Source organism: Pectobacterium cacticida, from assembly GCF_036885195.1.
GTDB lineage: Bacteria > Pseudomonadota > Gammaproteobacteria > Enterobacterales > Enterobacteriaceae > Pectobacterium > Pectobacterium cacticida.
The window spans coordinates 3251966-3272816 of sequence record NZ_CP133656.1; the positions used below are offsets into that span (position 1 = coordinate 3251966).

17 protein-coding genes are annotated in these 20851 nt (G+C 51.9%); 1 reads left to right on the top strand and 16 read right to left on the bottom strand.

What is annotated here, in order from left to right; all coding sequences use genetic code 11:
• The 12 genes from RFN81_RS14945 to mraZ form a co-directional block, all read right to left on the bottom strand.
• Nucleotides 1–921 (bottom strand): D-alanine--D-alanine ligase, encoded by a 921-nt coding sequence (locus RFN81_RS14945; protein ID WP_264496578.1) that lies wholly within the window; start codon nucleotides 919–921, stop codon nucleotides 1–3.
• Nucleotides 922–929: 8 nt separating this feature from the next.
• Nucleotides 930–2390: a UDP-N-acetylmuramate--L-alanine ligase gene (gene murC / locus RFN81_RS14950; RefSeq protein ID WP_264496579.1), complete on the bottom strand. Its 1461-nt coding sequence runs from the start codon at nucleotides 2388–2390 to the stop codon at nucleotides 930–932.
• 62 nt (nucleotides 2391–2452) lie between these two features.
• The gene (gene murG, locus RFN81_RS14955; protein ID WP_264496580.1) at nucleotides 2453–3544 is read right to left on the bottom strand and encodes an undecaprenyldiphospho-muramoylpentapeptide beta-N-acetylglucosaminyltransferase; all 1092 of its coding nucleotides are present in this window, start codon (nucleotides 3542–3544) and stop codon (nucleotides 2453–2455) included.
• Complete coding sequence (gene ftsW / locus RFN81_RS14960; protein WP_264496581.1) at nucleotides 3541–4743, bottom strand: cell division protein FtsW; 1203 nt, start codon at nucleotides 4741–4743, stop codon at nucleotides 3541–3543. The genes murG and ftsW overlap by 4 nt, the downstream gene beginning before the upstream one ends.
• Complete coding sequence (gene murD, locus RFN81_RS14965; protein WP_264496582.1) at nucleotides 4743–6059, bottom strand: UDP-N-acetylmuramoyl-L-alanine--D-glutamate ligase; 1317 nt, start codon at nucleotides 6057–6059, stop codon at nucleotides 4743–4745. Before murD ends, ftsW begins: the two co-directional genes overlap by 1 nt.
• Nucleotides 6060–6062: 3 nt before the next feature.
• Nucleotides 6063–7145, bottom strand: a complete 1083-nt coding sequence (gene mraY, locus RFN81_RS14970) for a phospho-N-acetylmuramoyl-pentapeptide-transferase (protein WP_264496583.1) — start codon at nucleotides 7143–7145, stop codon at nucleotides 6063–6065.
• The gene (murF, locus tag RFN81_RS14975; protein WP_264496584.1) at nucleotides 7139–8500 is read right to left on the bottom strand and encodes a UDP-N-acetylmuramoyl-tripeptide--D-alanyl-D-alanine ligase; all 1362 of its coding nucleotides are present in this window, start codon (nucleotides 8498–8500) and stop codon (nucleotides 7139–7141) included. The genes mraY and murF overlap by 7 nt, the downstream gene beginning before the upstream one ends.
• Nucleotides 8497–9984, bottom strand: coding sequence for a UDP-N-acetylmuramoyl-L-alanyl-D-glutamate--2,6-diaminopimelate ligase (murE, locus tag RFN81_RS14980; RefSeq protein WP_264496585.1), 1488 nt, complete (start codon nucleotides 9982–9984; stop codon nucleotides 8497–8499). Before murE ends, murF begins: the two co-directional genes overlap by 4 nt.
• Complete coding sequence (locus RFN81_RS14985) at nucleotides 9971–11734, bottom strand: peptidoglycan glycosyltransferase FtsI (RefSeq protein ID WP_264496586.1); 1764 nt, start codon at nucleotides 11732–11734, stop codon at nucleotides 9971–9973. The genes murE and RFN81_RS14985 overlap by 14 nt, the downstream gene beginning before the upstream one ends.
• Before the next feature lie 23 nt (nucleotides 11735–11757).
• Nucleotides 11758–12078 (bottom strand): cell division protein FtsL, encoded by a 321-nt coding sequence (ftsL, locus tag RFN81_RS14990; protein WP_264496587.1) that lies wholly within the window; start codon nucleotides 12076–12078, stop codon nucleotides 11758–11760.
• Nucleotides 12075–13019, bottom strand: a complete 945-nt coding sequence (rsmH, locus tag RFN81_RS14995) for a 16S rRNA (cytosine(1402)-N(4))-methyltransferase RsmH (RefSeq protein ID WP_264496588.1) — start codon at nucleotides 13017–13019, stop codon at nucleotides 12075–12077. The genes ftsL and rsmH overlap by 4 nt, the downstream gene beginning before the upstream one ends.
• 2 nt (nucleotides 13020–13021) lie before the next feature.
• Nucleotides 13022–13480: a division/cell wall cluster transcriptional repressor MraZ gene (gene mraZ, locus RFN81_RS15000; RefSeq protein ID WP_264496589.1), complete on the bottom strand. Its 459-nt coding sequence runs from the start codon at nucleotides 13478–13480 to the stop codon at nucleotides 13022–13024.
• An 837-nt stretch (nucleotides 13481–14317) separates the two neighbouring features.
• On the opposite strand from mraZ, the gene RFN81_RS15005 reads away from it, so the two are divergent.
• Nucleotides 14318–14755, top strand: coding sequence for an L-alanine exporter AlaE (locus RFN81_RS15005; protein ID WP_264496590.1), 438 nt, complete (start codon nucleotides 14318–14320; stop codon nucleotides 14753–14755).
• 70 nt (nucleotides 14756–14825) lie between these two features.
• On the opposite strand, the gene cra is transcribed toward RFN81_RS15005, so the two are convergent.
• From cra to RFN81_RS15025, 4 genes are all read right to left on the bottom strand, one after another.
• Nucleotides 14826–15830: a catabolite repressor/activator gene (gene cra, locus RFN81_RS15010; RefSeq protein ID WP_264496591.1), complete on the bottom strand. Its 1005-nt coding sequence runs from the start codon at nucleotides 15828–15830 to the stop codon at nucleotides 14826–14828.
• A 271-nt stretch (nucleotides 15831–16101) separates the two neighbouring features.
• Nucleotides 16102–16593: an acetolactate synthase small subunit gene (gene ilvN, locus RFN81_RS15015; protein WP_264496592.1), complete on the bottom strand. Its 492-nt coding sequence runs from the start codon at nucleotides 16591–16593 to the stop codon at nucleotides 16102–16104.
• Nucleotides 16594–16595: 2 nt separating this feature from the next.
• On the bottom strand, nucleotides 16596–18320 hold the full coding sequence (ilvI, locus tag RFN81_RS15020; protein WP_264496593.1) for an acetolactate synthase 3 large subunit: 1725 nt from the start codon (nucleotides 18318–18320) through the stop codon (nucleotides 16596–16598).
• Between the two features lie 355 nt (nucleotides 18321–18675).
• Entirely contained in the window at nucleotides 18676–20478 is a 1803-nt protein-coding gene (locus tag RFN81_RS15025) for an AMP-dependent synthetase/ligase (protein ID WP_264496594.1), read from the bottom strand.
• Nucleotides 20479–20851: the final 373 nt, after the last annotated feature.

Here is a 20851-nt window from a genome sequence, read left to right on the forward strand (position 1 = left end):
TCAGCCAGCGAGCTCCAGAATTTTCACAACCAGTTGCGAGAAAGTCAGCCCATGTTGACGTGCGGCCATCGGAACCAGACTGTGATTAGTCATCCCCGGCGACGTATTTACCTCCAGCAAATAAAAAACGCCATCGTTATCCTGCATAAAATCGACGCGTCCCCATCCGCGGCAACCTACCGCGCGATAGGCGGCTATCGCCAGATCGGCTAACGACCGTTCTTGCTCATCCGGCAAGCCGCTCGGACAAAAATACTGTGTATCATCTGATAAATATTTCGCTTCATAATCGTAAAATGTGCCTGCCGGCTGAATGCGAATGGAAGGCAATACCTCATCCCCCAGAATAGCAACCGTATATTCGGGGCCACTTAGCCATTTCTCAACCAGGACATCATCATCGTGGCGGAAAGCTTCTTCCAATGCGGCAGGCAGTTCGCTGAAAGTGTCTACTTTACTCATACCAACGCTGGAACCTTCGCGGCTGGGCTTGACGATCAACGGCAACCCGAGATGAGTGAACTTAGCCAACAGCGTGTCTATCGTCGTTTGCGAATACTGACGACGCTCCAGCGCAACGTAGGGCGATACGGGTAATCCGACCGCTTGCCACACCTGTTTGGTGCGGAGTTTATCCATCGTCAATGCGGATGCCATAACGCCGCTACCGGTATACGGCAACCCCAGGAACTCCAGAACGCCCTGCAATGTGCCATCCTCACCGCCGCGTCCATGTAATGCGATGAAGACAGTAGAAAACCCCTGTTCCTTTAACGTCGTTACACAAAAATCACGAGGGTCAACCGCATACGCATCAATACCCGCTTCTTTCAGCCCAGCCAAAACGGCCTGACCGGAAAGTAACGACACATCACGTTCAGCAGAGGTGCCACCAAGCAATACCGCAACTTTTTCAGTCATGATGCTCCTCATTCGCTTATTTGCGGCTGCAATCTGGAATCAGCCAGTTTACGCGCCAGTTTGCCGATATTACCGGCACCCTGAACCAAAATCAGGTCTTCACCTTGTAGCGCCTGTGACAACAGTTCCGGCAAGGTATCCACATCGGTGACCAGAATCGGATCAATCTTACCTCTGCCGCGAATCGTGCGGCACAGCGAACGGCTATCTGCTCCTGGAATCGGCGACTCTCCTGCGGGATACACCTCCAGCATCAACAGCACGTCAACTTGTGATAATACGTGCGCGAAATCGTCATATAAATCGCGGGTTCGCGTATAGCGATGCGGCTGAAAAATCATGACCAGTCGCTTATTCGGCCACCCTGCACGAGCAGCCTTAATCGTGGCATCGACCTCTGTCGGATGGTGGCCGTAATCATCGATCAGCATTGCCGTACCACTTTGCCCATTCACCAGTTCAAGCGGATATTCGCCGAGGAAATCAAAGCGACGACCGGTGCCTTGAAAGCGCTCAAGCGCCCGCAGGATCGCCTCATCATCAATACCTTCATCGCTGGCGACCGCCACCGCCGCCGCGGCGTTGAGCGCATTGTGACGCCCCGGCGCATTCAGCGTAACATTCAGTTGCGGTTTATCTTTCCGCTCTAGCGTAAAGTGCCCTTGCGCGCCAGTCTGCCGATAACCGACAACGCGAATATCGGCATCCTCGCTAAAGCCGTATGTAATAATGTGACGCCCTACGCGAGGCAATAATTCGCGAATTACCACATCATCGATACACATCACCGCCTGCCCATAAAACGGCAAATTGTGCAGGAAATTGATGAACGTTTGCTTCAGGTTCTCAAAATCCCCGTGATAGGTATCCATATGGTCGGCTTCAATATTGGTCACAATCGCCACCATCGGTTGCAAATGCAGGAAAGACGCGTCGCTTTCATCGGCTTCTGCAATTAAATAACGGCTCAATCCCAAACGCGCATGCGTGCCTGCCGCCTTCACCAACCCACCGTTCACAAACGTCGGATCCAAGCCTGCTTCCGCATAAATACTGGTGACCATCGCCGTCGTAGTCGTCTTGCCGTGCGTCCCCGCGATCGCAATTCCATGACGAAAACGCATCAATTCCGCCAACATCTCGGCCCGGCGTATCACTGGAATACGTGCATCATGCGCGGCGACAATCTCAGGGTTATCCGCCGTAATCGCGCTAGACACTACCACTACACTGGCGTTCAGCACGTTCTCCGCACGGTGGTGAAAATAAATCTGTGCGCCAAGCTCAGCCAACTGCTGGGTCACCGCATTCGGCGCCAAATCAGAACCGCTGATTTCATAACCTTCGTTGGCCAACACTTCGGCGATACCACCCATGCCAGCACCGCCGATGCCGACAAAGTGTATGTGTCGGACGCGATGCATCTCCGGCACGATTGAACGTATTTTCGCCAATTGTTGAGTATTCACTTTATTTTATCGCTACCTTGTAACGTCATCGCACTGCCTTATGTCCGACAACGTTGTATTAATTAACCATGAGCCACATGCGTGGCTCGACTACCTGCCGCTGCGCTGACTTCCGCCGCCACGCGCTCGGTCGCATCCGGAATCGCCACGGCGCGGGCTTTTCGCGCCATGGTCAGCAAAGTCACGCGATCCCAACCGGATAGCACCTCGCTAACGGTCGCCACGTTAAACTGTGGCTGCTCAATGATTTTTGCTGCGCCTGCTTTTTCCAGCGGCAATGCATTCCAGTACTGTTGTCGATCTTTATGCTGAAATGGCACAAACAGCGCCGGTAGGCCTGCTGCCGCAATCTCACTCACGGTCAGTGCACCAGAACGGCACACCACCACATCCGCCCAGGCGTAAGCCGCAGCCATATCATCGATAAACTCGGTAATCTTGTGCTGCGCTTGCCCCGCTTCCAGATAGGCTTGCTGAACGCTTGATAGCGCGCCTTTGCCAACCTGATGCCAGATCGTAATACGTTGCCCCAACTGTGCCGCCACGCCGGGTAACGTTTGATTCAATATTCTTGCGCCCTGACTTCCCCCCACGACCAACACCCTCACCGGTCCTGTACGGTCAGCAAACCGTGTTTCCGGCATCGGTAGCGCCAGTACATCGGTTCTTACCGGATTTCCTACTACGTCCGCGTGGGGAAATGCGCCCGGAAACGCCTGTAACACCTTCTTCGCGATATGGGATAACCAGCGATTCGTTAGCCCCGCGATCCCGTTTTGCTCATGCAGGACAACCGGAATACCGCATAGCCAGGCAGCCAGCCCTCCAGGGCCGGAAACATAGCCGCCCATTCCCAGCACCACATCAGGCTGATAGCGACGCATAATCGCCCTTGCCTGACGCACAGCATGAAAAATACGTACTGGGGCGCTTAGCTGCGCCCAAATGCCTTTACCCCGTAAGCCAGAAATACGGATAAAATCAATGTCAATGCCATGCTTAGGCACCAAATCGGCTTCCATGCGATCCGCTGTACCTAACCAGCGAACCTGCCAGCCCTGCGCCATCAAATGGTGCGCAACGGCCAGCCCAGGGAAGACATGCCCCCCCGTGCCGCCCGCCATCACCATCAAACGCTTAGCTTCGCCACTCATCGGGCACCTCTCGTAAACGCCTGCGCTTTTGTCAGACGCGTTTCAAAATCTATTCGTAACAACAAAACAATTGCCGTCGACATAATCAGCAGACTAGAACCACCGTAACTAATTAGCGGTAAGGTTAACCCTTTCGTCGGTAACATTCCCGCCGCCGCGCCAACATTAACCAGCGTCTGAAAGCTGAACCATACGCCAATCGAGCACGCCAGAAAGCCTGAAAAGCGCTGATTGATCTCTAACGCCCGCTTCCCGATGGACATCGCACGAAAAGCGACGAAGAATATCATTAACAGCGCTAAAACCACACCGATATAGCCGAGTTCTTCGCCTAAAATAGAGAAAATGAAATCGGTATGCGCTTCCGGCAAATATTCCAATTTCTGGATTGAATTACCTAACCCTTGACCCCAGAATTCACCACGCCCAAACGCCATTAAGGATTGTGTCAACTGGTAGCCGCTGCCAAACGGATCATCCCATGGGTCGAGAAAAGAGGTGACACGTCGTATACGATAAGGTTCTGCCACAATCAGTAGGCCAACGGCGAACATGCCGCAACCAATGATCGCCAGAAATTGCCACAATTTAGCGCCTGCCAGAAACAACATGGCCAATGTCGTTACAAACAGCACCACTACCGTACCCAAATCGGGTTGCGCCAACAGCAATACCGCCAATACCACCATCACGCCCATCGGTTTACAAAAACCCCAAAAGTTATTTCTTACTTCTTCAACCTTGCGCACCATATAACTGGACAGATAACAAAACAGCGCCAGCTTGGATAATTCCGCAGGTTGAATACGTAACGGCCCCAGCGAAATCCAACGAGAAGCGCCGTTGACCGAGCTTCCCACCACCAGCACAACCAGTAGCATAACCATGGCGACCAATAGTAATACCGGGCTATAACGCTGCCATATTTCCATTGGAATACGCAGCGTAATTAATGACAGACCAAATGCTAATCCGAGATATATCGCATCACGTTTTGCAAACAAAAACGGATCACTCGCAAGACGCTGACCAACAGGCATAGAAGCCGACGTCACCATCACAAAACCCATTACGGCCAGCCCAAACGTTAACCACACCAGCGTCCTGTCGTACAGAATCACGCTTAGCGTATCGCTCTCACGCGTTCCCATAACCCAATGCTTTAGACGCTCAATCAACGCCAGCCCGGAGAATCGCATTAGCCTAACTCCTCCGCCAAACGAGCGAATTCATCGCCCCGCTGCTCAAAACTACGGAACTGATCCAGGCTGGCACAAGCTGGCGACAGCAACACCATATCGCCTGGATTAACGCGTTTGGCGATGAGTTGCATTGCGTGTTCCATGGTTTCCGTCTGTTCAGCGATCTCCGGACGCAGCGCTGCTAGCTGTTGCCCGTCGCGACCAAAACAATACAAACGGATATGCTCGCCCTGTATATACGGCAGCAACGGCGAAAAGTCGGCCGATTTACCATCGCCGCCTAATAACAAATGTAGTGTGCCTTCAACCTGTAAACCGCTCAGTGCCGCCTCTGTACTGCCCACATTGGTGGCTTTAGAGTCATTGATCCACCGCACGCCATTACGCTCAAACACTTGTTGAAAGCGATGCGGCAAACCGGTAAACGACGTTAACGCCGTCAGCGCGGATGCGCGTGGGATCCCTACAGCATCCGCCAGCGCCAGCGCCGCTAAAGCGTTCGTATAATTATGCTGCCCGACAAGCTGGATTTCGCGGACGTTAAGCACGCGTTCACCGTTCACTCGCAGCCAGGTTTCTCCCTGCTGCCGATTCAGGTGATAATCGCCTACATCGACGCCAAAACTACGGCAGCGCGCATCTGCTCCACGAATCGGCATGGTCAGCGCGTCATCCGCGTTCACAACACACACCGCTGCATGCTCATAAATACGCAATTTCGCCGCCCGATATTGCTGCAACCCTAACGGGTAACGGTTGGTGTGATCTTCCGTCACGTTCAGAATGGTTGCCGCAGCGGCATGCAGGCTACTCGTCGTTTCCAACTGGAAACTCGACAGTTCCAGCACATAAAGCTGGGCGGGTTGCGCCAACAGTTGCAGCGCGGGTAGGCCAATATTACCGCCAACGCCCACCTGCCAGCCCGCGGCGTGCGCCATTTCACCCACCAGAGTCGTCACCGTGCTTTTGCCGTTCGAGCCGGTAATTGCCACAATCGGCGCTTGGGCTTCACGGCAGAACAATTCGATATCACCGACAATCTCAATGCCTGCATCAGCAGCGTCGCACAAAATTGGCGTTGCTAACGCGATACCGGGACTGGCGACAATCAAATCCGCGCCCATCAACCAATCTTCATTCAGGCTACCGAGATGACGCTCTACCTGCTCCGGCAACTTATCCAGCCCCGGCGGACTGATACGGGTATCCACCACGCGCGGTACAACGCCACGCGCGAGAAAGAAATCGACACAAGAGAGGCCGGTCAGACCCAACCCGATAATGACGACCTTTTTACCCTGATAGTCCACCATGTCTTATCGCACCTTCAACGTTGCCAGGCCAATCAGCACCAGCATTAACGAAATAATCCAGAAACGTACAATCACGCGCGGTTCCGGCCAGCCCTTAAGTTCATAATGATGATGAATCGGTGCCATACGGAAAATGCGCTGCCCGCGTAACTTAAAGGACCCGACCTGCAGGATCACTGACAGTGTTTCGACCACGAAAACACCGCCCATAATTACCAACAAAAACTCCTGGCGCAGTAGAACGGCGATGGTGCCAAGAGCTCCCCCCAGCGCGAGCGAACCGACATCCCCCATGAAAACTTGCGCGGGGTAAGTGTTAAACCACAGAAACCCAAGCCCGGCACCGACAATCGCAGTACAGACGATCACCAACTCACTGGCATGGCGGATATATGGTATGTGCAAATAACCGGCAAAATTCATGTTCCCGGTTGCCCACGCCACCAGCGCAAAACCCGCCGCGACAAACACCGTCGGCATAATGGCCAGACCATCCAGGCCGTCGGTCAGATTAACGGCGTTGCTGGTGCCGACAATGACAAAGTAGGCCAATGCAATATAAATCAGGCCCAGTTGCGGCATCACGTCTTTGAAAAACGGCACCACAAGCTGTGTGGCCGGCGTATCTTTTCCAATGGCATACAGAGCAAAAGCCACGACGAGTGCAATAACCGACTGCCAGAAATATTTCCAGCGAGCGATCAACCCTTTAGTATCCTTACGCACCACTTTGCGGTAATCATCAACAAAACCGACCGCACCGTAACCCACTAATACCAGAAGCACACACCAGACATACGGATTAGACAGGTTTGTCCACATCAAAACGGAAATGATGATCGCCGCCAGGATCATCACGCCCCCCATCGTTGGGGTTCCCCGCTTGCTGAAATGCGATTCAGGCCCCTCGTTACGCACCACCTGACCAATTTGCAACCGCTGCAACCAGGCGATCATGTGCGGCCCCATCCATAAAGAAATAACCAATGCGGTCAGCAGACTGACGATGGCGCGGAACGTCAAATAGGAAAAGACGTTAAAGCCGGTATAAAATTTGGCCAAATGCTCAGCCAGCCAGACTAACATTGCGCATTCTCCTGTAATGCTTGTACAACCTGCTCCATCGCAGCGCTGCGTGAACCTTTAATCAATACGCTAATGACGTTATGTTCTGCCAAAAGCTCCCGCAACCGTGAAACCAGCGCATCTTTATTCTGAAAATGCTCACCATTACCACTGGCAATGCCGATCAATTCACTTAGTGTCCCGACGCTCAATACGCGATCGATACCAGCGACGCGCGCCGCCTCGCCAACCTGACGATGACACTCGGCAGCGCCATCCCCCAGTTCGCCCATATCACCCACGACCATCACACGGTAACCCGGCATCTCGGCCAGTACTTGTGCTGCCGCCGTCATCGAGCCGACATTGGCATTGTAGCTATCATCCAACAGCAACTTTCCTTCCGACAAAACGATCGGAAATAGCCGCCCTGGCACCGCCTGAAGCTGAGATAAGCCAGATTTAACGGCGTCCAGCGTCGCGCCGACGGACATGGCCAACGCCGTCGCCGCAAGCGCATTGGCAATATTATGGCGCCCCGGTAAAGGCAACAAAATCGGCGTCTTGCCAAACGGCGTGTGCAATGTAAAACGCGCCCCCTGCGCCAGCATCTCTACATCACTAGCAAAAAAATCAATATCGCCAGCAGCCTGAGGTGAGAAACGCCAAACGGTTTTATGACTCAACATGCCCTGCCAATGCGAAAAATCATGACTGTCGGCATTCAGGATCGCCACGCCATCGGCAGGTAAACCAGCAAAAATCTCGCCTTTCGCCTGCGCCACTCCCGCTAACGAACCAAAACCTTCCAGATGTGCGGCGGCCAAATTATTGACCAACGCACTTTCTGGCCGAACCAGATTGGTCGTATAGGCGATTTCACCAAGATGATTTGCCCCTAGTTCAATCACGGCAAACTGATGTTCCGGTGTCAAACGTAACAACGTGAGCGGCACGCCGATATCATTGTTGAAGTTGCCGGCGGTATACAGGACGGAACCACACTGGCGCAGAATCGCCGCCGTCATTTCTTTAACCGAGGTTTTCCCAGAAGACCCCGTCAGCGCAACAACGCGCGCTGCCGACTGCTGGCGTACCCAGGCAGCTAATTGGCCCAGCGCCAGACGGGTATCGCTCACCAGTAGTTGGGGCACATCAACAGGTAAGCGCTTACTAACCAATAGAGCCGCCGCACCGCCTTTAACCGCATCCGCAGCGTAATCATGGGCATCGAATTTGTTGCCTTTCAAGGCAACAAATAAGCAGTTGGGAGACAGCTTACGCGTATCGGTTGAAACATTTTCAATATCAATGCTTTCACCAATCAGCTTCGCATTCAGCACTGTGGCAAGCTGTTGCAGGGAGGCGCGAATCATGCGATTACCCCCAACAGACGTGCCACGGTGAGACGATCGGAATAATCCAGGCGCTGATGCCCCACCAGTTGGTAATCTTCGTGCCCTTTACCCGCGATCAGTACCACGTCATTTTCCTGCGCTTGCAGAATTGCGCTGGTGACCGCCTCTGCACGCCCGTGAATTACCTGAACACGGCCAGCATCCAGCAAACCGGAAAGAATATCGGCGACAATGGCCTGCGGCGTTTCGCTACGCGGATTATCGTCTGTCACTATCACGCGGTCGGCCAATTGTTCTGCTATGCCCCCCATCAGTGGTCGTTTACCCGTATCGCGATCGCCGCCACAGCCAAACACACACCAGAGTTTGCCTTGACAATGCAAACGCACCGCTTCAAGCGCTTTTTCGAGCGCATCCGGCGTGTGCGCGTAATCAACGACGACCGTGGGTTTTCCTGCCGCCTGAAACACTTCCATACGGCCACATACCGGCTGTAATTGCGCCGCAGTAACAACCAATTTATCAAGGGGATAACCGAGAGACAGCAGTGTTGCCAACGCCAGCAACATATTACTGACGTTAAATGCCCCCATAAGCCGACTTTCTATCTCGCCGCTCCCCCAGCTTGAATCGAATACAATTGAGGCCCCATTATCATGGTAATTAATCTGCGTTGCTTTCAACCAGCGGCCACGGCGACCAGGGACCAGATTGTTTTCCATCGTAACAGCAACCGCATCCGGCAACGTTGCCAACCAGCGCAGCCCAACCTCATCATCGGCATTGATAATCATCTGCCCTACGCGATGATCGGCGAACAGCGCCCATTTGGCTGCTTCATAGCTTTCCATATTGCCGTGGTAATCAAGATGATCTCGACTCAGATTAGTGAATACTGCCGCCGCGAATGGCAATGCAGCGACGCGGTGCTGTATTAGCCCGTGGGAGGAAACTTCCATCGCAGCAAAGGTCGCGCCCTGATCGACTAACTGGCTTAACGCGCGTTGCACATCAATGGCGGATCCCGTGGTATTTTTTGTCGGAACCGCCTGACCCAATAGGCCATTACCGACAGTCCCCATTACCGCGCTCGTTTCACCTAAAGCCTGACTCCACTGCGCCAAAAGTTGAGTCGTTGTCGTTTTTCCATTGGTCCCTGTCACGCCGATAAGCTGTAGCTTTTCCGCTGGCTGCTGATAAAAACGACCAGCCAGCGCGGAAAGCCGTTGATTCAACTTGTCGAGATAGACGACGGGCACACCGTGTATTTCACGAATAGTGCCATCAGCGGCTTCCCCCTCTGCGTCAGCCACAATCGCGGCTACGCCCTGCGCAATCGCCTGCGGAATATAGCGCCGTCCGTCCGTTTCATGTCCGACAACGGCAACAAACAGATCTCCGGCAGCCGCGACGCGGCTGTCCAATGTCATCTCCCGCAGCGCGCACGCCGGAGTGCCATGCACCCACGGCGCAAGTAAATCGCGCAAATTACGATCGGCCACCTGAACCCTCTTTTCTATTTATGACAAACTCGTTTTTGTCGCCAGTCGGTAACGCATCTGGTTCAACATTCATCGTACGCAGCACGCCTCCCATAATGGCGCCAAAGATTGGCGCAGAAACTGCGCCGCCGTAGTACTTCCCTGCCTGTGGATCGTTAATGACGACAACCAGGGCAAAGCGTGGATTACTGGCTGGCGCAACACCGGCCGTATAGGCGATATATTTGTTAATATATTTGCCGTCCGGCCCGACTTTCTTCGCCGTACCGGTTTTGATCGCGATGCGATAACCTTTGATAGCCGCTTTAGTACCGCCGCCGCCCGGTAGCGCCACGCTTTCCATCATATGCACGACAGTACGCACCAGCGCCTCCGGGAAAACGCGTTCGCCGGGCACCGGGGGATCGACTTTCGTGATCGACAATGGACGGTAAATGCCAAAACTGCCGATCGTGGCGTAAACACGCGCTAACTGTAATGGCGTTACCATCAGACCGTAGCCAAAGGCAAAGGTGGCCCTCTCTATGTCGGACCACCGCTGCCGCTGAGGGTATAAGCCGCTACTTTCGCCGACTAATCCTAAATTGGTCGCTTTTCCTAGTCCAAATCGCGAGTAGGTATCGACCAATGCGGAGGAAGGCATTGCCAACGCCAGTCTGGAAACGCCGACGTTACTCGACTTTTGCAGCACCCCTGTCAGGGTCAGTTCACTGTAGCGCGCCACGTCTTTGATTTCATGGCCATTAATGTAGTATGGCAACGTGTTGAGGACGCTATTTTCCTTAACAACGCCACGCTGTAATGCCGTCATTACTACCATCGGTTTCACGGTAGAACCAGGCTCGAAAATATCGGTGATAGCGCGGTTGCGCATGATCTCTTGCGGCGTACCTGCCAGATTATTTGGGTTATAAGAAGGGCTATTCGCCATCGCCAGCACTTCACCGGTATTCACATCTACCAGCACGGCCGTTCCTGACTCGGCTTTGTTAAAAGCCACCGCATTATTCAGTTCGCGGTAGACCAGCGCCTGCAAGCGCTCATCAATACTGAGCACCAAATTATGTGCAGCCTGACTGTCAACAGACGAGATGTCTTCAATCACACGGCCAAACCGATCTTTACGCACGATACGTTCACCCGGGTGCCCGGTTAACCAACGATCAAAACTTTTCTCTACGCCTTCAATGCCTTGCCCATCAATGTTAGTGAAACCAATGAGATGGGAGGTCACTTGACCAGAAGGATAATACCGGCGGGATTCCTGCCGCAGATTAATACCCGGCAGCTTCAGTTTGTGGACGTATTCACCGATGGCAGGGTTCACCTGTCGCGCCAGATAAACGAAGCGCCCTTTAGGGTTAGCATTAATCTTGGTGGCTAACTGATCCAACGGGATGCCGAGCGCGTCAGCCAGCGCTTTCCAACGGGTATCCAGCGTAATCCCACCGCGATCGTTAACTTCTTTCGGGTCCGCCCAGACCGCATTTACCGGTACGCTAACGGCCAGTGGGCGCCCGGCACGGTCACTGATCATACCGCGCGCCGTTGGCACTTTTTGTACACGCAGGGAACGCATATCGCCCTCGCGCACCAGCTTATCCGGGTTAATTACCTGGAGATAGGCTGCCCGCGCCATTAATCCAGCCATCGCAAAAAAAATGCAGCCGCAAAGCAACGCAAAACGCCAGCTAACAAAGCTGGCTTGATCTTCCTGGCGCTTTAACTTTCCTGGTCGGGCTGCTTTCATTCTTCTCGGGCTACCTATTTAGTTCATTGCTTAACCACAATATTTTCCTGTGACGGATCGACATGCGTCATTTGCAGTTTTTCCGTCGCGATCCGCTCAACGCGGCTATGATCCCCAAGTGAATTCTCCTCCAGGATCAGATTTCGCCATTCGATATCTAACGCATCGCGCTCCAACAACAGTTGCTCACGCTCCGCGGTCAGTAAGCGCGTCCGATGAGCCGTCGTGACAACAAAGACCGCTGAAACCAGCACTGCGACCATCAGCAATAGCGGAAACTTTGCATTGCGCAGCAAATCGTCGCCGATAACGCCAACCAGCGTGTGACGCTCATTGCCAATCATGCAGGCAGCCTCTCAGCAAAGCGCAGCACCGAGCTGCGCGCGCGGGGGTTTTCTGCAATCTCGGCTTCTGTTGGCATCAGCTTCTTTCCAACGGCCTTTAACGTCTGCCCGCCCTGGCTGCGTAACTGCGCTTCCGTCAACGGCAAACCTGCTGGCACCTGTGGCCCACGGCTCTGATGGCGGATAAATCGTTTAACAATACGATCTTCTAACGAGTGGAAGCTGATCACTGACAGACGCCCCCGCGGGGCCAGTATGCTTAGCGCGCCCTCTAAAGCTCGCTCGATCTCTTCCAGTTCACTATTTATGTAAATACGGATTGCCTGGAAACTGCGCGTCGCCGGGTGTTTATGTTTTTCTCTCACCGGGCTGGCTGCCGCGATCAATTCCGCAAGCTCTTTTGTCCGCGTCATGGGCTCAGTACGATTGCGCTCCACAATCGCTCGGGCAATACGCTTAGCAAAACGTTCTTCGCCAAAGGTTTTCAACACCCAGGCGATATCGTCAGCTTCTGCTTTCATCAGCCACTCGGCCGCAGATACCCCCTGCGTCGGATCCATGCGCATATCCAACGGGCCATCACGCATAAATGAAAACCCGCGTTCAGGGTCGTCAAGCTGTGGAGAAGACACGCCAAGGTCGAGCAGCACGCCATCAATCCGCCCGGTGAGCTCGCGTTCCGCGACATACTCCGCCATAGCGGAGAACGTCCCATGAATGATAGAAAAGCGAGGATCGTTAATTGCCTTGGCCGCTTCAATCGCCTGAGGATCGCGATCGATAGCCAACAGGCGGCCTTCCGGCCCTAACTGAGAAAGGATGAGGCGAGAATGACCGCCACGGCCAAATGTGCCGTCGATGTAAATGCCGTCACTGCGAATATTTAGCCCGTTGACGGCTTCATCCAACAAGACGGTGGTATGTTTATAATTTTCCAGCATGGCTATAGCGATAGGTCCTGCAACCGATCAGATAAAGGTTCCTGAGTCGATTGTTCAGCGTCAATATCGTCCCTGACCTGTTGATACCAAGTCTGTTCATCCCACAGTTCAAACTTGTTGAACTGCCCGACTAGCATCACTTCTTTTTTAAGATTCGCATGCTGCCTTAACGTATTCGCAATCAATAAACGCCCCGCACTATCCATTTGGCACTCGCTGGCATGGCCTAATAACAGCCGTTGAATGCGGCGTTCTGTAGGGTTCATGCTTGACAGGCGAGACAGCTTTTGTTCAATGATTTCCCACTCGGGTAAGGGATAAAGCAGCAGGCATGGCTGATGCAAATCAATGGTGCAAACCATTTGACCTTGCGATTCCCCGCTCAGCATTTCCCGGTATCGGGTAGGCACGGCGAGGCGCCCTTTGCTGTCGAGGTTAACCAGCGTAGCCCCACGAAACATAACTGAGTTACCCCTTCATCACCTTTTTCACCACTTTATCCCACAAAATCCCACTTTTAAGAGTGTACGGAGGGGATGAAAACCTTGTCAAGCCAGAGCGGACGTGCTCAGGGATTATTCCTGAATGAATGCAGAGAGGCATAGAGGAAAATAGAATAAAGCGTCGAAACTAACGAAGATTAACATCATGATAATTTAAGAAAAATTTATACCGTAGCGTAAGTATCATCAATATATTGTCTTCTAACTTGGCTTCTCAATTATTTTTACCGTCACATACTGAAATTAAAAATAATCGCTTTAGGAATAGTCTTAGGCCCTTGGATGTCTTGAATACCAAGGCCCAAGCGAACAGGGAGGATCTTACCGCGGTGGATGGTAACGGCTCAATCTCCTATTGTTAGCACTACCGCCGTTTTATTAAGCAACCTATTTCCTCTCGTTGACTTTCCTTAATCAAGGTACGCAGCGCCTTAAAAGAACACGGTTTAAATAGCTTGCGTATCAATACCACAAAGCACGAAAGCGCGATCCCGTGTTATTTGCCATTGGCCTACGACCATTAAAACGTCCCATCATAAAGGCGATGTCCCTCAGAAAAACTCAACCTATTGTTTCCCAAAATATTCAATTCATTGTCACGATAAAAAAACGAGAAATTCACTAGATAAAAATAAAGTAGCGTAAAAGTAAAAAAACAACGCCAAAATAAATATTTTTAACTAGTTTATTGGCTTACATATAGTGATGTAAACTACACACGCCAAACAAAGCACAATAAAAAACCAATTAAACAAACCAAACTAGTTTATCTAACCTGAAAGTGGAGCGGAAAGTATGTTTTCCCCGACATCGCGATTGCGTAGTGCGACTGCGGATACAGTTGCACTGGTGGTCTATTGCTTTATTACCGGTATGGCTATAGAAATTATGCTTTCTGGTATGAGCGTCGAACAATCGCTGTCTTCACGTTTATTGTCTATTCCTGTGAATATCGCCATTGCCTGGCCCTATGGGCTTTATCGCGATCGCGTGTTGAAGTTAGCCAGTCGCTATGCAGGCCAGCATTTCCTGGTACGTAGCGTAGCCGATCTCTTCGCCTACGTGAGTTTTCAATCGCCGGTTTACGCCATTATTCTCTGGGTTATTGGCGCAAATTCCGCGCAAATCCTGACTGCCGTCACCAGTAACCTGGTGGTATCGATGGTGATGGGGGTGGCTTATGGTTATTTCCTAGAATATTGTCGCCGACTATTCCGGGTCGCCTTACCCTAAAAGGAGATGAACCTGGCGTTATAAAGGGGCGCCATAGCCAGCTATGGCGTAGAAATGCGGAAAATTAAAATTACGCGCGGCTCAATGAGCCACGGCGATAGAGGTTACGTCTGATCCGGTTTAAACCGGGTTTCGGCCTTTTGGGCTCATCCAGACTAGCCAACACCAGTTCCAGCACACGCTCCGCAACCTCGCGATGACGCTGAGCAACAGATAGCACCGGGCATTCCAGATAGTCTAATAGTTCATTATCGCCAAATGTCGCGATGGCCAAATTATTCGGCAGACGACCGTTTATCTTCAGGTTGACGTCCATTACACCTTGCAATAAAGGAAATGAGGTCGTAAACAACGCTTCTGGCATAGGATTATTTTGTAAGTACGCCATGAAGGCGGCCGCGGCCGCCGCGCGTTCATAACTATTAGAATAGAGGTAACTCACTTCACGCGGATCGCCCGCCCACGCCTGACGGAACCCTTGTTCCCGCAGAAAACTAACTGAAAGCTCAGGCAATGCGCCGAGATAAAGTACAGATTGAACAGGCACTTTTCTTAATTCCTGTGCCAGCATTTCCGCGTCCTCAAGATCGGCCCCAACCACGCTGGTAAAGTGCTCGCGATCCAATGCTCTGTCCAGCGCAATAATCGGTGGGTTGCCGTTGATCCAGCGCTGATAAAAAGGGTGCTCCGGCGGCAATGCCGTAGAAACGATAATCGCGTCCACCTGACGCTGTAAAAGATGCTCGATACAACGCATCTCGTTGTCCGGCTGATCTTCGGAACACGCAATTAATAATTGATAACCGCGCTGTCTGGCCTGACGCTCCAGATAATTGGCGATACGTGTGTAGCTGGTATTTTCCAGATCGGGAATGACTAAACCGATTGAACGAGTGCGCCCTGCACGTAAACCGGCAGCGACAGCATTGGGATGATAATTGTGCTCCCTCACCACAGCCATGACTTTCTCAACGGTCTTATCGCTCACGCGATATTGCTTTGCTTTCCCGTTTATCACATAGCTGGCTGTCGTGCGCGAAACACCCGCAAGACGCGCGATTTCATCCAGTTTCACTGGTAACCCCTTAGTAGGCCAGAAAATCGATAGGCCGGATAAAAAGTGCGATGACCATAAAATCATCATGGATATAAGGTAGATCTAACAGCAGAAGTATTTGTTCGGCAACTGCTTTTATCACGTATCCAATTATTGCAAGCTGGCTCGCGAATAATGGACATATTTCACCTTGAATATATTGCGTCTATCGCTTCTATTAGGTGAAGAGAAATAAAAAGACCCGATGCTATTATCGGGCCTCTTAACGTAAAACGCAGCAAAAAGCCGATCAACGCATAATTTTATCGCCGCGTGATACACCGACAATCCCAGAACGGGCGACTTCCACGATTTCTGCCACTTCACGCACGGCATTAAGAAATGCATCTAATTTATCGCTGGTACCAGCGAGCTGTACGGTATAAAGCGAAGCCGTAACATCAACAATCTGACCGCGAAAAATATCGGCGCAGCGTTTCGCTTCTTCCCGGCCATAACCGGTAGCCTGTAGCTTAACCAGCATGATCTCACGTTCAACGTGCGCGCCTTGCCCCAATTCGCTCACACGCAGAACATCCACTAACTTATGCAGTTGTTTCTCGATCTGCTCAAGCGCTTTCTCATCGCCTACTGTTTGGATCGTCATACGAGAAAGCGTAGGGTCTTCCGTCGGCGCCACCGTCAGGCTTTCGATATTATAGCCGCGCTGCGAAAACAGGCCGACGACACGCGAAAGAGCACCTGATTCATTCTCAAGTAATACCGATAAAATTCGCCGCATGATCAGGTCCTCTCCGTTTTGCTCAACCACATTTCATCCATCGCTCCGCCGCGGATCTGCATGGGATACACATGCTCGCTACTGTCGATGTTGATATCTACGAACACCAGCCGATCTTTTTGCGCCAGCGCTTGTGCCAACTTCTCTTCTAATTCGTCTGGCGTGTCGATAGAAATCCCGATATGACCATACGCTTGCGCCAACTTGACGAAATCAGGCAGTGATTCCATGTAAGAGCTGGAATGGCGGCCAGAGTAAATCATATCCTGCCACTGCTTCACCATACCGAGGAAACGGTTGTTCAGGTTAATGACCACAATGGGCAAATCATATTGCAGCGCCGTAGACAGCTCTTGGATATTCATCTGAATACTGCCGTCGCCTGTCACACAAATCACCGTTTCTTGCGGCAATGCGAGCTTAATGCCTAGCGCCGCCGGCAGCCCAAACCCCATGGTACCCAACCCGCCGGAATTCACCCAGCGGCGTGGCAAATCAAATGGATAATACAGCGCGGCAAACATCTGATGCTGACCAACGTCCGATGCCACATAGGCTTTCCCTTCCGTCAGGCGATACAAGGTTTCAATCACCGCCTGCGGTTTAATCTTGTCGCCTTCCGTGCTGTATTTCAGGCAGTGGCGCCCTCGCCATTGCTCAATGGACTGCCACCAATCACGTAACGCATCAAACTGCTGCGGCGCGCCATCTGATTCCTGCGCCAGTAACCCCAACATGAGGGTTAACACGTGTTTAGCATCGCCAACGATTGGGATATCCGCATTGACCGTTTTAGAAATCGATGCGGGATCGATATCAATATGCAACACCGTCGCATTCGGGCAATATTTCGCTAGGTTGTTCGTGGTGCGATCATCAAAGCGCACCCCAACAGCAAAAATCACATCGGCATGATGCATGGCCATATTGGCTTCATACGTGCCGTGCATCCCCAACATACCGAGACATTGTCGATGCGTTCCGGGAAACCCGCCCAACCCCATCAGGGAAGTGGTAACGGGTAAGTTAAGTTTTTCCGCCAATGCCAGCAGTTCTTCATGACATCCCGCGTTAATTACGCCACCGCCACTGTAAATAATCGGTTTTTCGGCCGCCAGTAAGGTTTGCAGCGCACGACGGATCTGGCCTTTATGCCCTTGAACAGTCGGATTATAGGAGCGCATGCTGACACTTTCGGGATAGACATAAGGCAATTTATTTGCCGGGTTCATAACATCTTTCGGCAGATCGACGACTACCGGGCCAGGACGCCCAGTTGAGGCAAGATAGAACGCTTTTTTCAAGATCGTCGGAACATCTTCTGCTTTTTTGACGAGAAAACTGTGTTTCACAATAGGACGGGAAATGCCCACCATGTCACATTCCTGAAAAGCGTCGTAACCGATCAGCGATGTGGCTACCTGACCGGACAACACCACCATAGGAATGGAGTCCATATACGCCGTGGCGATACCGGTAATGGCATTCGTCGCGCCGGGGCCTGACGTCACCAGCACCACGCCGACATCACCTGTCGCACGCGCATAGCCATCAGCCATATGTACCGCGCCTTGCTCATGCCGCACCAGGACATGCTCAATACCGCCGACCGTATGCAGGGCATCGTAAATATCCAGCACCGCACCACCCGGATAACCGAAAACATGTTTTACGCCCTGATCGATCAACGATCGAACCACCATTTCGGCGCCTGACAACATCTCCATGGGTTTGCCTCTTCTGTTCAGAAAGCGGTAGCCGCTTCTGTGTTGACTGGGGAAATCCCCGCGTTCACGTTGTGTTAATACTGTTAATTTTTAGTACAAGAATACGAGAAATTATACGGATTACAGATAACCCGTTAACATAGCGCCAGATTATGACGCAGACAAACGGCAAAAAACCATCATATTTCATTCGTGCAAAGAGGAATCGGACGTCAGGGAAAGTATCGCCGCAATAACATACTCTTTCATCAGCGTTAATCCTGACAGATCGTCTAAACCGCCCCTAACTACAGCGTAAAATTTTTAGGCGCAAAACACGATTTCGCTCCTTGAAACGCATTTCGGCCTGACTTTGTCACGATTCCGCGTACATTGCCTCGATCTCCGACCGATAACGCTGGTTGATGATTTTCCTGCGCAGCTTAAGTGTTGGCGTCAACTCCCCTTTAGCCATCGAAAATGGCACAGGCAACAGTGTAAATTTCTTCACTTGTTCAACACGAGACAGCCCTTTCTGCATGTCCCGTAAACGCTGCTCAAACAGCGCTATGATGTGGCTATGGCGCAACAGATCCAGACGATCGTGATACTTCAGGTTGATGGAATGCGCGTATTCTTCTAACGCCTCGAAGCAGGGAACAATCAATGCAGAAACGTAGTGACGCGTGTCAGCAATAATCGCGACCTGTTCGATGAAACGATCCTGCCCTAGCGTACCTTCCAAATGCTGCGGTGCAATGTATTTCCCTCCCGATGTTTTCATCAAATCTTTCAATCGTTCAGTAATATACAGGTTACCGCTGGCATCCAGCGCGCCCGCATCGCCGGTTTTTAACCAGCCGTCTTTGGTAAAGACTTCTGCGGTTTCCTGCGGGCGGCGGAAATAGCCCCGCATCAGGGTCGCGCCTCGCACCTGAATTTCATTTTTCTCACCTATGCGAACATCAATACCCGGCAGTGGCGTACCAATCGACCCTAAAGGAAACTGACGATCTTCCCAACAGGAAACTGTCGCACAGGTTTCTGTCATCCCATAACCATAAATAATACGAACCCCGATGGCGTGGAAAAACAGAATAATGTTGTCGTCCAGTCGCGCCCCCGCCGCTGGCATAAAGCGAATCTGTCCACCCAGAAGCTGACGTAGCCTTCCTAGCACCAGGCGATCGGCGTAATGGCGCATAATGCGACGGAAGAGACTCTCCTTTTTTCCTGACGATTTGGTGAAAACATATCGCCCCTGCGCTATCGCCCACGCGAAGAGCCGCTGGCGATACCACGGCGCCTGCGCCACTTTTTCATGGATTGCGCTATACACTTTTTCATAGAAACGCGGCACCGCACACATGACCGTCGGCTTGATGGCCTGCATCGCGCTACGAACCAATTGCGTATCACCAAGATACACATTCTGTGCTCCGCAATGCATGACAAAGAAACTCCAGGCGCGCTCAAAGACATGGGAAAGCGGCAAGAAACTCAGCGACACATCGTTTTCCGACAGACTTAAACGCGTCTCATGTAACTTAAGCTGCATCGCCAGGCTAGCGTAATCCAACATAACCCCTTTCGGCTCTCCCGTCGTGCCGGAGGTATAAATCAGAGTAAACAGATCGTTGAGATCGCGACTATCAATACGCGCCTGCCATTCATCGCGCCAGAAGTCGTCCACAGCTTGTGCTTCAAACTCACTCAGGGAGCGTACGCTGTCGCTGCCGTGCAGATTAAGGCCTTCATCCATGACAATAATATTGCGTAACTGTGGGCAGGTATCTCGTAACGCCAGCAAGGCATCTAACGACGCCTGACCGCTGACGAAAATGGTACGAATATCTGCATCGTTGATAATGAATGCCGCCTGTGCCGCCGTATTGGTGGCGTAAATCGGCACACTGATCGCCCGCAAATGCAACAATGCTAAATCGACCAGCGACCAATTTATTGAGTTATGCGAGAAAATCGCCACTCGTTCCTGAACATCCAGACCGAGTGCCAATAGCGCGCTGGCAATACGTCGAATGCGTTGCCCAGCTTGGGTCCAGGTCAGTTGCTGTTCGCCTTCTGGCGTCCATTCACGCAGTGCTATACGCCCAGCGCACTGGTTGATCTGATGTTGAACCCGGTGCACTACATGATATGGCTGTAAATGATTAGTCATCGGTAAACGTGTTTATCAAGGGAATGATGAATGTGACGGTGTTTCAGCGTACAGCTGTATACTATTTTTGCGTGCAGTCTACCGCCATTGCCCAAAACCGCAACGATCTTTCTCGTATTTGCCATTGACCATGGCTGGTTTACTTGACGCACATCACACCAATGAAAAGTTGACATACCCCTGATAATCGCGTACCAATAGAGCAACACCGAATTTTAGCTGGCGAGACACAAACACTATGTTCAACTTTATCGTCCTACTAGGCCTACTACTAAACGCATCCTTCATGCGCGGTAGGTTTGTGGACAGAGTTCAACACTAAGTTTCTCGCCACAAGATACAAAAACCCGCGCCGATGCGCGGGTTTTTTTTT

Coding starts and splice junctions, on each gene's coding strand:
- RFN81_RS14945 (WP_264496578.1), bottom strand. CDS start 921: ATGACTGAAAAAGTTGCGGTATTGCTTGGTGGCACCTCTGCTGAACGT.
- murG (WP_264496580.1), bottom strand. CDS start 3,544: ATGAGTGGCGAAGCTAAGCGTTTGATGGTGATGGCGGGCGGCACGGGG.
- ftsW (WP_264496581.1), bottom strand. CDS start 4,743: ATGCGATTCTCCGGGCTGGCGTTGATTGAGCGTCTAAAGCATTGGGTT.
- murD (WP_264496582.1), bottom strand. CDS start 6,059: ATGGTGGACTATCAGGGTAAAAAGGTCGTCATTATCGGGTTGGGTCTG.
- mraY (WP_264496583.1), bottom strand. CDS start 7,145: ATGTTAGTCTGGCTGGCTGAGCATTTGGCCAAATTTTATACCGGCTTT.
- murF (WP_264496584.1), bottom strand. CDS start 8,500: ATGATTCGCGCCTCCCTGCAACAGCTTGCCACAGTGCTGAATGCGAAG.
- RFN81_RS14985 (WP_264496586.1), bottom strand. CDS start 11,734: ATGAAAGCAGCCCGACCAGGAAAGTTAAAGCGCCAGGAAGATCAAGCC.
- ftsL (WP_264496587.1), bottom strand. CDS start 12,078: ATGATTGGCAATGAGCGTCACACGCTGGTTGGCGTTATCGGCGACGAT.
- rsmH (WP_264496588.1), bottom strand. CDS start 13,019: ATGCTGGAAAATTATAAACATACCACCGTCTTGTTGGATGAAGCCGTC.
- mraZ (WP_264496589.1), bottom strand. CDS start 13,480: ATGTTTCGTGGGGCTACGCTGGTTAACCTCGACAGCAAAGGGCGCCTC.
- RFN81_RS15005 (WP_264496590.1), top strand. CDS start 14,318: ATGTTTTCCCCGACATCGCGATTGCGTAGTGCGACTGCGGATACAGTT.
- ilvN (WP_264496592.1), bottom strand. CDS start 16,593: ATGCGGCGAATTTTATCGGTATTACTTGAGAATGAATCAGGTGCTCTT.
- ilvI (WP_264496593.1), bottom strand. CDS start 18,320: ATGGAGATGTTGTCAGGCGCCGAAATGGTGGTTCGATCGTTGATCGAT.
- RFN81_RS15025 (WP_264496594.1), bottom strand. CDS start 20,478: ATGACTAATCATTTACAGCCATATCATGTAGTGCACCGGGTTCAACAT.